The 13937-nt window shown below is 75.8% G+C and carries 12 protein-coding genes; 5 read left to right on the forward strand and 7 right to left on the reverse strand.

The window, feature by feature from the left end; translation table 11 throughout:
• Positions 1-148: 148 nt before the first annotated feature.
• From D7231_RS07960 to D7231_RS07970, 3 genes are read left to right on the forward strand one after another with little or no spacing between them, the layout of a single operon-like run.
• On the forward strand, positions 149-1147 hold the full coding sequence (locus D7231_RS07960; RefSeq protein WP_120754233.1) for an AAA family ATPase: 999 nt from the start codon (positions 149-151) through the stop codon (positions 1145-1147).
• Complete coding sequence (locus tag D7231_RS07965; RefSeq protein WP_120754599.1) at positions 1144-2529, forward strand: DUF58 domain-containing protein; 1386 nt, start codon at positions 1144-1146, stop codon at positions 2527-2529. Before D7231_RS07960 ends, D7231_RS07965 begins: the two co-directional genes overlap by 4 nt.
• Positions 2526-4925, forward strand: coding sequence for a transglutaminase TgpA family protein (locus tag D7231_RS07970; protein WP_120754234.1), 2400 nt, complete (start codon positions 2526-2528; stop codon positions 4923-4925). The genes D7231_RS07965 and D7231_RS07970 overlap by 4 nt, the downstream gene beginning before the upstream one ends.
• A 97-nt stretch (positions 4926-5022) precedes the next feature.
• Here D7231_RS07970 and D7231_RS07975 read toward each other — a convergent pair whose 3' ends face one another.
• Both D7231_RS07975 and D7231_RS07980 read right to left on the reverse strand, forming a co-directional pair.
• Positions 5023-5427 (reverse strand): DUF3040 domain-containing protein, encoded by a 405-nt coding sequence (locus D7231_RS07975; protein ID WP_120754235.1) that lies wholly within the window; start codon positions 5425-5427, stop codon positions 5023-5025.
• 237 nt (positions 5428-5664) lie between these two features.
• A complete protein-coding gene (locus D7231_RS07980) occupies positions 5665-6426 on the reverse strand; it encodes a methyltransferase (RefSeq protein WP_120754236.1) in 762 nt (253 codons plus the stop codon).
• Between the two features lie 213 nt (positions 6427-6639).
• Between D7231_RS07980 and D7231_RS07985 the strand changes: the two genes are divergently transcribed.
• Together D7231_RS07985 and D7231_RS07990 are read left to right on the forward strand one after the other, a co-directional pair.
• On the forward strand, positions 6640-7260 hold the full coding sequence (locus tag D7231_RS07985) for a TetR/AcrR family transcriptional regulator (protein WP_120754237.1): 621 nt from the start codon (positions 6640-6642) through the stop codon (positions 7258-7260).
• 356 nt (positions 7261-7616) lie between these two features.
• The gene (locus D7231_RS07990; RefSeq protein ID WP_120754238.1) at positions 7617-9143 is read left to right on the forward strand and encodes a phytoene desaturase family protein; all 1527 of its coding nucleotides are present in this window, start codon (positions 7617-7619) and stop codon (positions 9141-9143) included.
• A gap of 36 nt (positions 9144-9179) precedes the next feature.
• Here D7231_RS07990 and D7231_RS07995 read toward each other — a convergent pair whose 3' ends face one another.
• The 5 genes from D7231_RS07995 to D7231_RS08015 all read right to left on the reverse strand — a co-directional run bounded on the left by D7231_RS07995 (position 9180) and on the right by D7231_RS08015 (position 13836).
• A complete protein-coding gene (locus D7231_RS07995; protein WP_120754239.1) occupies positions 9180-10256 on the reverse strand; it encodes a hypothetical protein in 1077 nt (358 codons plus the stop codon).
• 42 nt (positions 10257-10298) lie between these two features.
• Positions 10299-11216, reverse strand: coding sequence for a methylenetetrahydrofolate reductase [NAD(P)H] (metF, locus tag D7231_RS08000; protein WP_120754240.1), 918 nt, complete (start codon positions 11214-11216; stop codon positions 10299-10301).
• A gap of 177 nt (positions 11217-11393) precedes the next feature.
• Entirely contained in the window at positions 11394-12044 is a 651-nt protein-coding gene (gene thiE, locus D7231_RS08005) for a thiamine phosphate synthase (protein ID WP_120754241.1), read from the reverse strand.
• A 131-nt stretch (positions 12045-12175) separates the two neighbouring features.
• Positions 12176-12541, reverse strand: a complete 366-nt coding sequence (locus D7231_RS08010; RefSeq protein WP_120754242.1) for an Rv2175c family DNA-binding protein — start codon at positions 12539-12541, stop codon at positions 12176-12178.
• Positions 12542-12666: 125 nt separating this feature from the next.
• Complete coding sequence (locus tag D7231_RS08015; protein WP_120754243.1) at positions 12667-13836, reverse strand: NAD(P)/FAD-dependent oxidoreductase; 1170 nt, start codon at positions 13834-13836, stop codon at positions 12667-12669.
• Between the last annotated feature and the right edge of the window lie 101 nt (positions 13837-13937).

A 13937-nucleotide genomic window follows, 5' to 3' on the forward strand; every position in this document is an offset into this window, starting at 1 on the left:
GGTGACGCGATGCCGCGCGGGCGGCCAGAATGCGGAGTGGACGCCGCCCTCGTGTGACGCGCGGGGCGCGGTGTCCGTATTCCGGGGGCGGGTGCCGGTCCGTGATCCATGGACCGGGAAGCCCGCAGGACGGGCCGAGGAGGGCCGGGTGACGACCTATGACGAGCGAGCCAGCCTGAGCAGTCTGACCGCCACCGCGGAGCGGATCCGCGGGGCGGTCGAGGGCGTGATCGAGGGCAAGCCGGAGGTCGTACGGCTCTCGCTGACGGTGCTGCTGGCCGAGGGCCATCTGCTGATCGAGGACGTGCCGGGCGTGGGCAAGACGATGCTCGCCAAGGCCCTGGCCCGGTCGATCGACTGCTCGGTGCGGCGCATCCAGTTCACGCCCGACCTCCTCCCGTCGGACATCACGGGCGTGAGCGTCTTCGACCAGCAGCGGCGCGACTTCGAGTTCAAGCCGGGCGCGGTCTTCGCCCAGATCGTCATCGGCGACGAGATCAACCGCGCCTCGCCCAAGACGCAGTCCGCGCTGCTGGAGTCCATGGAGGAGCGGCAGGTCACCGTCGACGGGCACACCTACGAGCTGCCGAGCCCCTTCATGGTGGTGGCCACGCAGAACCCCGTCGAGATGGAGGGCACGTACCCGCTGCCCGAGGCCCAGCGCGACCGCTTCATGGCGCGGGTCTCCATGGGCTATCCCAGCCCCGAGGCGGAGCTGCGGATGCTGGACGTGCACGGGTTCGTCCCCCCGCTGGACGATCTCCAGCCGGTCGCCCACGCCCACGAGATCGTCAAGCTCGTCGAGGCGGTCCGCACGGTCCACGTGGCCGAGGCCGTCCGGCGCTATGCGGTGGACCTCGTCACCGCCACCCGCCACCACCCCGACCTCAGACTCGGCGCGTCCCCGCGGGCCACGCTGCACCTGGTGCGGGCAGCCCGGGCCGCGGCCGCCCTCGCGGGCCGCGAGTTCGTCCTGCCGGACGACGTCCAGGCGCTCGCGGTGGCCGTCCTCGCCCACCGGCTGCTGCCCACGGCCCAGGCCCAGCTGGGCCGGCGCAGCGCCGAGGCGGCCGTCCTCGACATCCTCCAGCGCACCCCCGTGCCGGACCCGTCGGCGCAGGCGTGGCGGCAGGCGCGGCGGCTGTGACGGGCCCGGGGGACGGCACGAGCCCCGGGCCGCCCGGCCCCGGTCAGCAGGACGGGGGCGGCAGCGGCCTGCGGGCGGCGCTGGGCGGGCTGACCACCCGCGGGCGCTCCTTCCTGGCGGCCGGCATCGCGGCCACCGTGTGCTCCTACGTGCTCGGCCAGGCCGACCTGCTGCGGGTCGGGCTGTTACTGGCCGTGCTGCCCCTGCTGTGCGTGGTGGTGCTGCACCGCACCCGCCACCGCGTCACGGGCAGCCGCCGGCTCACTCCCGCACGGATCCCCGTCACGGCCGACGCCCGGGTCCACCTGCGGATCGACAACGTCTCCCGGATCCCCACCGGCCTGCTGATGCTCCAGGACCGGGTGCCCTACGCGCTGGGCCCGCGCCCCCGCTTCGTGCTGGACCGGATCGAGCCCGGCGGCCGGCGCGAGGTCTCCTACCGCGTCCGCTCCGACCTGCGCGGCCGCTATCCCCTGGGCCCGCTGCAACTGCGGCTGACCGACCCCTTCGGCATGTGCGAGCTGACCCGGGGCTTCAGTGCGTACGACACGCTGACCGTCGTGCCGCACACCGAGCCGCTGCCCCCGGTGCGCCCGGGCGGCGCGAGCCCCGGCCACGGCGACGGCCTGCGCCGCTCCCCCGCCCTGGCCGGCGAGGACGACGTCATCCCCCGCGGCTACCGCCACGGCGACGACCTGCGCCGCGTCCACTGGCGCGCGACCGCCCGCCACGGCGAGCTCATGGTGCGCCGCGAGGAGCAGCCGCGCCGGGCCCGCTGCACGGTCCTGCTGGACACCCGCCGCACCGCCTACGAGGGCGGGGGCCCGGGCGCGCCCTTCGAGTGGGCGGTCTCGGGGGCCGCCTCCGTCGCGGTGCACCTGCTGGAGCAGGGCTTCTCCGTGCGGCTCCTCACCGACACCGGAAGCGCGTCCCCCGGTGGCCGCAGCTCCTCGCTGCACGCCCCGGCGGAGGCGGCGGGCCTGATGCTGGAGACCCTCGCGGCGGTGGAGCACTCGGAGGGCACGTGCCTCTCCGGCGCGCTCGCCGCCCTGCGCGGCGGCGAGGGCGGGCTGCTCGTGGCCTTCCTCGGTGGCCTGGACGAGGAGCAGACGGCCCTGGCCGCCCGGATGCGCGGGCGCGGCGGCGCGGCCGTCGCCTTCGTGCTGGACCCCGCCGCCTGGCGCGGGAATGCGGACCCCCGGGCGGGCGGCGCGGCCGAGCAGCGGCTGCGGGCGCTGCGCGACGCGGGCTGGACGGCGCTGCCGGCCGGTCCCGGGGCCTCGCTGCCCGAGCTGTGGCGGCTGGCCGGCGGGCCGGGCCCCGAGGCGCCCGCGCCGTTCCCCGGCCCCTTCGGGGCGGGCACGGCGGGAGGCCGGCCGTGACGGGGCGGGCGCGCCTGACGGCGAGCGCCGCGGTGGCCGCGCTCGCCGCCTCCTGCTCGATGCTCCCGCTGGTCGACAAGACCACGTGGATACTGCAAGCCGCCTTCCTGCTGGCCTTGCAGAGCACGGCCGGCGTCCTCGCCCGCCGCGTGCCGCTGCCCGGGCCGGTGACCGTGGCCGTGCAGGCGCTGACCGGGCTGCTGCTGCTCACCGTGGCCTTCGCGGGCGAGCAGGCGGTCGCCGGGCTGCTGCCGGGCCCGGAGGCCTTCCACGAGTTCGGGCAGCTGGTGCAGGAGGGCGCCGAGGACGTCGGGCGGTACGCGATCCCCGCGCCGGCGACGGCCGGCATCCGGCTGCTGCTCGTCGGGGGCGTGCTGGTCGTCGGCCTGGCGGTGGACGCCGTGGCGGTGACGTACCGCAGCGCCGCCCCCGCCGGCCTGCCGCTCCTCGCGCTGTATTCGGTGGCCGCCGGGCTCGGCCAGGACGGCCGCGGCTGGCTGTGGTTCCTGGCGGCGGCGAGCGGCTATCTGCTGCTGCTCCTGGCCGAGGGCCGGGAGCGGCTCGGCCAGTGGGGCCGCGTCCTCAGCGGCGGCCGGACGGCTCCCCCGGCCCCGGGGCCCACCGCGGCGGGCGGCGGCCGCCTCGCCCGGGTCCGTACGGGCCGGCGCATCGGGGCGCTGGCCCTCGGCATCGCCCTGGCCGTGCCGGCCGCGCTGCCCTCGATGCAGGGCGGGCTCTTCGAGCCCGCGGGGCGGGGCGCCGACCCGGGCTCCGGCCCCGGCGGCACCACCTCCGTCAAGCCGCTCGTGGCCCTCCAGGACAGCCTCAACCAGCCGGAGAACCGCGAGCTGCTGCGCCTGCGCTCCTCCGCCGAGAACACCCGCGATCTGTACCTGCGCATCGTCGCCCTCGACCGCTTCGACGGGGCCGCATGGCGGACCACCGAGCGTCCCCTCACGGAGCTGCCGGCGGTCCTGCCCGCCCCGGCGGGGCTCGCCGCCGGGGTCCGCACGTCGCGCGTCGAGACCACGCTCACCGCCGCAGGCGGCTACGCCCAGAACTACCTGCCGCTGCCCTACCCCGCCGAGGAGATCCGCGCCGACGGCCGCTGGCGCTACGAGCCGGAGGGGCGGGTCCTGGAGGGCGAGCGCGGCCAGACCACCAAGGGGGTGCGCTACCAGGTCTCCAGCCTGCAAGTGGAGCCCACCGCCGCCCAGCTCGCCGGGGCGCCCGCGCCTCCGGAGGAGATCCTGCGCGCCTACACCCAGGTGCCGTCGTCGCTGCCCGAGGTGGTGGCACAGACGGCCCGGAAGGTGACGGCGGGCTCGGCCAACGCCTACCAGCAGGCGGTCATGCTCCAGGACTGGTTCTCCGTCGGCGGCGGCTTCCAGTACGACACGCAGGTGGCGTCGGGCACCGGTGCCGACGCCGTCGCCCGGTTCCTGAAGGCCAAGCGGGGCTTCTGCATCCACTTCTCCTTCTCGATGGCGGCGATGGCCCGCACGCTGGGCATCCCCGCGCGCGTGGCGGTCGGCTTCATGCCGGGCACCCCCATGGCGGACGGCTCGGTGTCGGTCGGTTCCAAGGACGCCCACGCCTGGCCCGAGCTGTACTTCGAGGGCATCGGCTGGACGCGCTTCGAGCCGACGCCCAGCCGCGGCACGACCCCCGACTACACCGTCGCGGAGCCCTCGCCGGGCGCCGAGCCCGGCGGCGGGCCGGAGCGGCTCCCGGACCGCACGGTCGTGCCCCCGGCGGCGCCGCGGGACACGGACGCCTGCCCGCCCGCGCAGAAGAAGCTCGGCGAGTGCCGCTCCCCCGCCGCACCGGCCGCGGGCTCCGGACCGGCCTCCGGCGGCCCGTCGGCGGGCACGGTGGCGGGCGTCGCGGTGGCCGCGCTGGCCGCCTTGGGGCTGCCGCTGCTGCCCATGCTGTGGCGCAGGCGGGTGCGCGCCCGCAGGCTCGGCGGGCCGGGCACGGCACCCGCCGCGGGGGCGCCCGCGGACGCCCCCGCGGATGCCGTGGCCGCCGAGCACACGCTGGCGGCTTGGCGCGAACTGACGGACTCCGCCTGGGACTACGGCATTCCGCCCGACGACTCCCGCTCCCCGCGCGGCGCCGCCGCCCGCATCGTCAGCGCCGGCGCCCTCCAGGGGGCCGCCGCGGAGTCCGCGGGCAGGGTGGCCGCCGCGGTCGAGCAGGTGCTGTACGCGCCCCGGCCGGTGCCGGCGCCGGGCCTCGCGGAGGACGTCGAGTGCGTACGGGCCGGGCTGCACGCCGCCGCCGGCCGGGGCGCCCGGCTGCGCGCCGTCCTGCTGCCGCGCTCGACCGCCCGGCTGCTGCGGGGCTTCTCGCGGCTGCGGAGCCTCGCGCGGCGCCGGTCGGCGGCCGCCTGAACGGCACTCGCGGGAGACGGATATGGCGTGGGGTCAGGAGACCTGCTCCCGACCCCACGCCATAGAAAAGATGTGTATGAAGAAGGACTGTGCGGGCTCAGTGGCCCTGTTCGTCGCGGCGGCGCTGCCAGCGCTGCTCGATGCGGTCCATCATGCTGCGGCGCGGGCGCATCTGGCCACGGCCGCCCGGCTGCCCCACCGGGCCCGCCCCCTGCTGCGCACCGGCCCGCGGCGCCTTGCGCCAGCCCGTGACGGCCAGGGCCGCGCAGCCCAGCATGACGAGGAATCCGACGACACTGATCCAGTACTGCCCCTGAATCATGACGCCGGTCATCAAGAGCGCGATACCCACCAGAAACCCGGCGACCGCCTGGTAGACCCGTCGCCGGGTGTACGTGCGCAGGCCGCTGCCCTCGAGCGCTGTCGCGAACTTGGGATCTTCGGCGTACAGCGCTCGCTCCATCTGCTCGAGCATGCGCTGCTCGTGCTCCGAGAGCGGCACGGAGTCCTCCTACTCGTCGGTCGCGGGGGGCGACCGGGTGCGACCCTTTCAGGATAGGCAGGGAATCGCCCCCGTGAAACCCGCCCCTCTGCGCCAATCCGCCCACCGATGTCCGTGTGGCGATCGGTGGCATCGGGACGTACATTCCCGGTTCGCCGATCGGCCATGCCGGACGGTGCACCCCGATCATACGGGGCGAACCGGCTGATCGGGTGGCCTGTGACCTACAGCGCGCAGTCAGCCACGCTCGGCCAGGACGTGCAGTTGGGTCGCCACCGAGTGGAAGGCAGGCAGCGCGGCCGCGGCCGCCTCCAGCTGCGCGAGCGCCTCCCGCGCCCCGGGCTCGGCGTCGAGCAGCACGCCGGGCACCAGGTCGGCGAAGACCCGGACGCCGTGCACGGAGCCGACCTCCAGGCCCTCGGCGGCGACGAGCCCCGAGAGCTGCTCGGCGGTGAACCGGCGCGGCACGGGGTCGCCGGCGCCCCAGTGGCCCGCGGGGTCGGAGAGGACCTGGCGGGCCTCGGTGAAGTGCCCGGCGAGGGCGCGGGCGAGGACCGCGCCGCCCAGGCCCGCGGCCAGCAGGCTCAGGGTGCCCGCGGGGCGCAGCGCCTCGATCACGTTGCGCACGCCCTGGGCGGGGTCGTCCACGTACTCCAGGACGCCGTGGCAGAGGACGACGTCGTAGGAGCCGCGCTCCACCACGTCGAACAGGCCGGTGGCGTCGCCCTGGACGCCGCGGACCCGCTCGGCGACGCCGGCCTCGGCGGCCCGGCGCTCCAGCGCGAAGAGGGCGTTGGGGCTGGGGTCGACGACGGTGACGCGGTGGCCCAGGTCGGCCAGCGGCACCGCGAACTTGCCGGAGCCGCCGCCGGTGTCGAGCACGTCCAGCACGCCGCCGGCCGGGGCGGCGGCCTTCACCCGGCGGTCCAGGGCGTCGCGCAGGACCTCCCAGACCACGGCGGTACGCAGGGAGGCCCGGGGGCGCAGCGGGTCTGACACGGCGGATGGCTCCTCGGCGGTGGATCGGCGGACGGAAGTGTCCGCCCCAGCCTAATGCGCCCGGCCCGGGCCGCGGCCGACGCGGTGGCCGAGCGCGCCGCGGCGCGCTTCCGGGGGCCCGCCGCGGAGGGTGTGGCCTGCACGAATGCCCGTGCGGCCACCCGGGGTTGACGCGGGCGCGGGGGCGGCTGCGCGGGCAGGGAGAATCACTGCATGGACAGCAGCAGCACGCGCCGTCAGAACACCCGGCGGAAGCTCTTCGCCGCCGCGGTGACCCTCATCGCCGAACAGGGCTTCTCCTCCACCACCGTGGACGAGATAGCGGAACGGGCCGGGGTGGCCAAGGGCACCGTCTACTACAACTTCGCGAGCAAGACCGATCTGTTCGAGGAGCTGCTGCGGCACGGGATGGAGCTGCTGACCAGGTCGCTGCGGGCCGCGGCCGAGGAGGCGGCGGAGCGCGGCGGCGGCCGGGCCGGCGCGCTGGACGCGATGATCCGCGCCGGGCTGGACTTCGTCGCCCGCCACCCGTCGCTGGCCCAGCTCTACGTCGCCGAGCTGTGGCGGACCAACCGGGCCTGGCAGCCGACGCTGACGCGGGTGCGGCAGCAGGCGGTAGAAGTGATCGAGTCGGTGTTACGGGAGGCGGCCGCGGAGGGCGACGGCGGCCCGGTCTCGGAGACCGACATCCCGCTGACGGCGTCGGCGGTGTTCGGCATGGTGCTGGTGGCCGCGCTGGACTGGCAGTCGTTCCAGCCGGAGCGATCGGTGGACGACGTCCACGCGGCGCTGTCGCGCCTGCTCCAGGGCCGCCTGAACGGAGTCGCCGGCTAGCCCTTCGGGCCTTGAGGCCGCCGCATCGGAATTGCCCGCCGCAGCGGCGAGCACCCCGTCCGCCGAAAAGCGAGCGCGGTGCGGGCCGATCCCCCTCGGCCTGCACCGCGCCCGCGTTCCCCCGTAGCTCCCCCGAGCCCCCCGCAGGGGCCCCCGCCCCCCGGTCACGTCGGGGGTGCCGCGCCGTTCCGCAGCCCCGTGCCGGCGGTGCCGGCGCCGCGCCCCTTCCGTGAGCACCACTCTTCCGTCCGGCGGGCCGCGGCCCATCCGTGCACCTACTCATCTCCTCGTCTGAGTACGGGTACTCAGCCCTGGGCGTTCAGCCCCCTGCCGGTGCCCCGGATAAAGTCGTGCCCATGGCACGGATTGCGGTGATCGGCGCCGGGATGGGCGCGATGGCGGCGGCTGCCCGGCTGGCCGTCGCGGGCCACCGGGTGACGGTGTACGAGCGCGCGGCGACGCACGGCGGAGGCGTCGGGCGGATGACGCGGGACGGCTTCGCCTTCGACACGGGGCCGGGGCTGCTGCACTTGCCCGCCGTCTACCGCGACCTGTTCGTGAAGACGGGCAAGGAGTCGCTGGAGCAGAGCCTGGACGTGGTCCAGGTCGACCCGGCGAGCGCGCACGTCTTCGCCGACGGCACCTCCGTGGCGCTGCCGAACGCGTCCCGGGCCGGTGTGGTCCAGGCGCTGGACGAGGCCGTGGGCGCGGGTGCGGGCGAGCGCTGGAGCGAGCTGGTGAACCGGGCGCGCGTGGTGTGGGACGCCACGCGCCGGCCCCTGCTGGAAGAGCCGCTGCTCGCCGACCCGGAGTATCTGGAGGCCCTGGGCCACGACCCCTATCCGGGGCTGCGCAAGCGCGGCCTGTTCCGGCGGAGCACCCCGCCCGTGCTGGCCGCCGTCGCCGAGCGGGAGCTGAAGGACCCGCGGCTTGTGGCCCTGTTGGAGAGCCACGCGCTGGCGTACGGGCTGGACCCGCGCACCGCCCCGGCGAGCGCGGCGGTGCTGCCGTACATGGAGCAGACCTTCGGCAGCTGGTACGTGCGCGGCGGCATGCGCGGCCTGGCGGACGCCGTGTACGAGCGGTGCCGCAAGCGCCGGGTGGAGTTCGTCTTCGGCGCGGAGGTCGTGGCCGTCGCCGAGAAGGACGGCCGCGCGGTGGGCGTGGAGCTGGCGGACGGGCGCGTGGACGAGGCGGACACGGTGGTCGCCGGCGTCTCGCCCGGCGTGCTGCGGCGGATCGCGCCGGCGGCCTGCGGGCCCGCCGTACGGCCGGGGCCGCTGGTGCCGCCCGGCCGGTTCACGGTCTTCCTCGCGCTGCGCGGGGCGCGGGCTGCGGGCGCCGCCCACCGCACGGTGGTCCACGCCCCGGACCGCGGCGCGGAGTTGGCGGGCGTCTTCGGCGAGGGCGCGCGCGGCTCCGCCGCGACGGCCTACCGGCCGACGGTGACGGTGCTGCGCCCGGACGATCCGGACGTCCGCCCGGACGACGGCCACGAGGCCGTCACGCTGACCGCCACGGTCGCCCCGCACGGCCGGGTGGACTGGGCCGACGAGGCGACGGCCGCCGGTTTCGCGGAGCGCGTGCTGGACGCGGCGGAGGGCCTGCTGCCGGGCCTGCGGGACCGGCTGCTGTGGCACGAGGTCCGCACGCCCGCGGACACCGAGCGGGCGACGGGCGCCGAGGGCGGGGGCGTTCCGGCGCCGGTGCTGGCCGGCGGCGGGGGCGCCTTCCTCCGCACGGCCAACGCGACGCCGCTGTCCGGTCTGTACCTCGCGGGCGGTTTCGCCCACCCCGGCGGAGGGCTGGCCCACGCCGGGATGTCCGGGACGATGGCCGCGGGCCTGATCGTCTCCGGGGCGGACTGGCGCGGCTCCCAGTAGGGCCGCGCGGCCGAGGCCCGCCCCGGGCCCGGTGCTTCAGTAGCGGTGCTGCTCGTTGTACTGCTCGCCGTAGCCCTGGCCCTGCCCCTGGGCCGGGGGCTGCTGCGGGTACGCGTGCGGGTAGCCCTGAGGGGCGGGCGGCAGGTCGCCGTCGCGCTGCTGCGGCACCCAGACGCCGCCGGGCGGGGTGTCCATGTCGTACTGCGGGGCCGGTGCGTAGGCGTCGGCGGGATGACTGCCCATGCCGTACGGCTGCGGCGCGGGCTGCGGCTGCTGGTACTGCCCGTAGGGGTCCTGCTGGCCGTACGGGTCGTAGCCCTGCTGCCGGTTGCCGATGTAGGGGTCGGAGTAGGCGGCGTACTGGCCCTGTCCGTAGTCGAATTGGCCCGGGGCCGCGGGGACGGGCTGGGCCTGCGCGCCGTACGCGTCGCCGTACGGGGCGTAGCCGCCGTCCTGCGCCGGGGCGCCGGCATAACCACCGTCGCCGTAGCCTCCGTAGTTCCCGTAGCCCGCGTCGGCGCCGGGAGCGGGCGCGGGTTCGGCCAGGGGCGGCTGCGCGGCGGCGTCCGCAACGGGGTCGTTCCCGGGCTCCTGGAGCGGGGGGACGGCGGGCATGGCCGCGGTCTCGTCGAGCGGCGCGGCGGAGGACAGCGGAGGAGCCGGCGGGGCCTCCGCACCCCTGCGGCGCCGGCCGCCCCGCGACTCCTGCGCCCCGTCGTCCTCGGCGGCCGCTTTCCCGGCGCGCTTACCGGACTTGACGCCCCTGCCGGACTTTCCGAGCTTGACGGACTTACCGGAATTGCCGGATTCGCCGCTGTCGCCCGCTGCGTCGCCCGCCGCCGCGCCGTCGTCCCGGCCGTCCCGGCGGAGCGCCCAGCCGCGGGAGAAGCCGCGGCGGAAGGAGAGCGTCACGTAGGTCTGCCCGACGGCGAACGCCACCGCGCCCACCACGATGACCGCCACGGACGGGATGACGACGCCCGCGACGACGCCGAGGAACCCGGCGAAGGCGAGGAGGCGCCAGCGCAGTCGCGCCTTGTACTGCAACAGCACCTCGCCGAGCAGCCAGAGCGCGACGACGCCGAACGCGATGTAGAGGACCGTCCAGCCCATTTACGCCCCTCTCGTGGCCGCAGCCCTTCGAGGGGCCGGCCGTCAGGACCGCTGGTGCAGTCCCAGATTCTCGTAGATTTCCAGCGTCGCCGTGGAGTGGTTCAGGGTAATGAAGTGCAGCCCGGGAATCTCCTCGGCCATCAACCGAGCGCACAGCTCCGTGGCGTACTCGATCCCGATCGAGCGTACAGCGGCCCGGTCGTCCTTGACCGCGAGGATCCGCTCGGCCAGCGCGGGCGGGAACGCGGCATTGCTGAGCTGCGCGAACCGCTCGATCTGGCGGACGTTGGTGACGGGCATGATCTCGGGGATGATCGGGGTGTCGCAGCCGGCGGCGGCGACCCGGTCGCGCAGCCGCAGGTAGTCGTCGGGGTAGAAGAACATCTGCGTGATGGCGAAGTCCGCGCCCGCGCGGCACTTGTCCACGAAGTGCCGGATGTCGGTGTCCCAGTCGGTAGAGCGCGGGTGCATCTCGGGGAAGGCCGCGACGCCGACGCAGAAGTCGCCGGACTCCTTGATGAGCCGGACGAGGTCGGCGGCGTAGTGCAGGCCCTCGGGGTGGCGCACCCACTCGCCCATGGGGTCGCCGGGCGGATCGCCGCGCAGGGCCAGCATGTTGCGGATGCCGACGTCGGCGTACTGGCCGATGATGTTGCGCAGCTCGGCCTTGGAGTGGTTGACGGCTGTCAGGTGGGCGACGGGCGTGAGCGTCGTGTCGGTCGCCATGCGCTCGGTCACCCGCACGGTGCCCTCGCGGGAGGAGCCGCCCGCGCCGTAGGTGACGGAGACGAAGGTCGGACCGACGGCTTCGATCCGGCGGATGGCGTCCCAGAGGGCGCGTTCCCCCTTCTCGGACCTCGGAGCGGCGAACTCGAAGGAATACGAGCGCTCGCCTGAGGCGAGCAGCTCACGCACCGTGCGCGCGTGGTCTGTCCTGGTGGAGGCGGTGCCAAGGGCCATACCGGCAAGTTAACCAGCGGTTCCCGCGGCCCCCAATCCCACTTTTGCGATTTGCCCGATAGGCCGGTCTCCCGTCCGCATGCCGGACAGGTTCTTCATGTTTTTTTGACACTCTCGCGGACCGGCCTTGCCACGGGGCCGCTCGCGCCGGACGCGCCGCGCCGGCCCCGGACGGTCTCAGAGGCGCGCGCGGACCCGCTTGGCCAGCTGCGCCGCGGCCTCGCCGGGATCCTCCGCCTCGGTGATCGCGCGGACCACGACGACGCGGCGGGCGCCCGCGTCGAGCACCTCGTCGAGATTGCCGGAGTCGATGCCGCCGATCGCGAACCAGGGGCGCTCGGTGCCCAGGGCCGCCGCGTGGCGGACCAGGGGCAGGCCGGGGGCGTGGCGGCCGGGCTTGGTGGGGGTCGGCCAGCAGGGGCCGGTGCAGAAGTAGTCCACGCCGGGCTCGGCGGCCGCGGCGTCCACCTCGGCCTCGGCGTGCGTGGAGCGGCCGATCAGCACGTCCTCGCCGAGGATCGCGCGGGCGGCGGGCACCGGCAGGTCGCCCTGGCCGAGGTGCAGGACGCCGGATCCCGCTGCGTGGGCGACGTCCGCGCGGTCGTTGACCGCGAAGAGCTTGCCGTGGCGGCGGGCGGCCTCGGCGAAGACGGCGAGGTGCTCCAGCTCCTCGCCGGCCTCCATGCCCTTGTCGCGCAGCTGGATGATGTCGACGCCGCCGGCGAGGACCGCGTCGAGGAATTCCGGCAGGTCGCCCTGGCGCTTGCGGGCGTCGGTGCACAGGTAGAGCCGGGCGTCGGCGAGGAGCTCGCGGGCGGTGGCGGGCATGGGTGGTGGATCCCCCCGGGTCGGCGGTGCACGGGCGGGGACGGGCCCCGCCCGTGCACCGGACGGTTTCTGACGGGCGCGGTCACCCGCGCCCGGTTACTGCGGCTGAGGCTTCCGGTCGGCCGCTCGGCTCAGACGGCGAGCGCCTGGGCGCGCCGCTTCACCTCCGTGCCGCGGTTCTCCCGCAGCGCGTCGGCCGGGGTGCCCGGCAGGGTGTCGTCGGCGGTGAAGAGCCACTCCAGCATTTCCTCGTCGCTGAAGCCGTCGTCCCGCAGCAGCGTCAGGGTCCCGGCCAGGCCCTTGACGACCTTGCCCTCGCCGATGAAGGCGGCGGGCACCATGAGCACCCGGTTCTCGCCCCGGCGGACGGCGATCAGCTGGCCCTCCTTCACCAGCTGCCGCACGCGCGTCACCTCCACGCCGAGCTTCTCGGCGATGTCGGGGAGGTTGAGCCAGGCGGGAACAAGCGCGTCGATCTTTGCGTCAATCTCGGTCACGGGACAAGCCTGCCATCTGGGACTGACAGCCGGTAGCCGGGTTGACCCGACCCGGGCGCGTCACGGCACCCCCGGCCCCCGCCGCGGCGGTGCGGCGGGGCCTCCGCGAAGCCGCGGCGAGGCCGTCAGAGCACCGCGGACTTCAGCGGTACGGACGCGTCGGCGGCCTTCGCCCGGTCGAGGGCGGCGCCCTTCTCGATGAGCTTGCGGCCCTGCGCCAGGTCCCGGGGCCGGCCTACGGCCAGCAGGGCGACCAGGACCCCGTCGCGCAGCCAGCACACGCTCCAGGCGGCGCTCGACGGGTCGCCGCGCCACAGCAGTTCGCCGGCGCCGGCGTGGTGGCCCGCGTACTGCACGAACCGCCCGAACTGCTCGGACCAGAAGTACGGCACCGGGTCGTAGACCGGCCCCTCGGCCTCGCCGAGCACGATGTTCGCGGCGACGGTCCGCGGCCCCTGCATGGCGTTGTCCCAGTGGTGCACCAGCAGCCGCTCGCCGTAGCGCGCGGACGGGAACGACGCGCAGTCGCCCACCGCGTAGACGCCGGGCAGCGAGGCGCGCAGCCGCTCGTCGGCGACGACGGCGCGGTCCTCGCCGAGCTCGATGCCGGAGCCCTCCAGCCAGCGGGTCGCGGGCCGCGCGCCGATGCCGACGACCACGGCGCCGGCCGGCAGCCGGGTGCCGTCGCCGAGCACGACCGCGCCGGGCTCCACGGTGCTCACGCGCGCGCCGAGCATCAGGCGGGCGCCGCTCTCGGCGTACCAGGGCGCCATGCGCTCGGCGACCTCGGCGGGCATGGCGCCGGCGAGCACGCGGTCCGCGGCCTCGACCACGGTCACCTCGCAGCCCGCCTCCCGGGCGGCCGTCGCGACCTCGGCGCCGATCCAGCCCGCGCCGACGGCGACGACGTCGTGCTGGGCGGCCAGCACCGGCCGCAGCCGCACGGCGTCGTCCAGGGTGCGCAGCAGGTGGACGTTGGACAGGCCGTCGGCCCCCGGCAGCCGGACCGGCTCGGCGCCGGTGGCGATGACCAGGACGTCGTACGGGACGGGCCCGGCCGCGGTGTCCACCAGGCGCTCGGCGGCGCGCAGGCCGGTGGCCTCGCGCCCGAGCCGGAGGTCTATCCCGAGCGAGGCGAAGTCCACCTCGAACGCGGAGCCCTCGGCCTTGCCGAGCAGGACGGCCTTGGAGAGCGGCGGCCTGTCGTACGGCGGGTGCGGCTCGGCGCCCAGCACGGTGACGGTGCCGGCCCAGCCGTACTCGCGCAGGGCGACGGCGGTCTGCACGCCGGCCATCCCGGCACCCACGATGACGACGCTCCGCTCACTGGCGGCAGGTTGTTCTTCCCGGTGCTCGCTCACCCGATCACTGTAGGGCGGCGGTCGCGGGGGACCGG

Source organism: Streptomyces klenkii (assembly GCF_003626645.1).
GTDB classification, from domain to species: Bacteria; Actinomycetota; Actinomycetes; order Streptomycetales; family Streptomycetaceae; genus Streptomyces; species Streptomyces klenkii.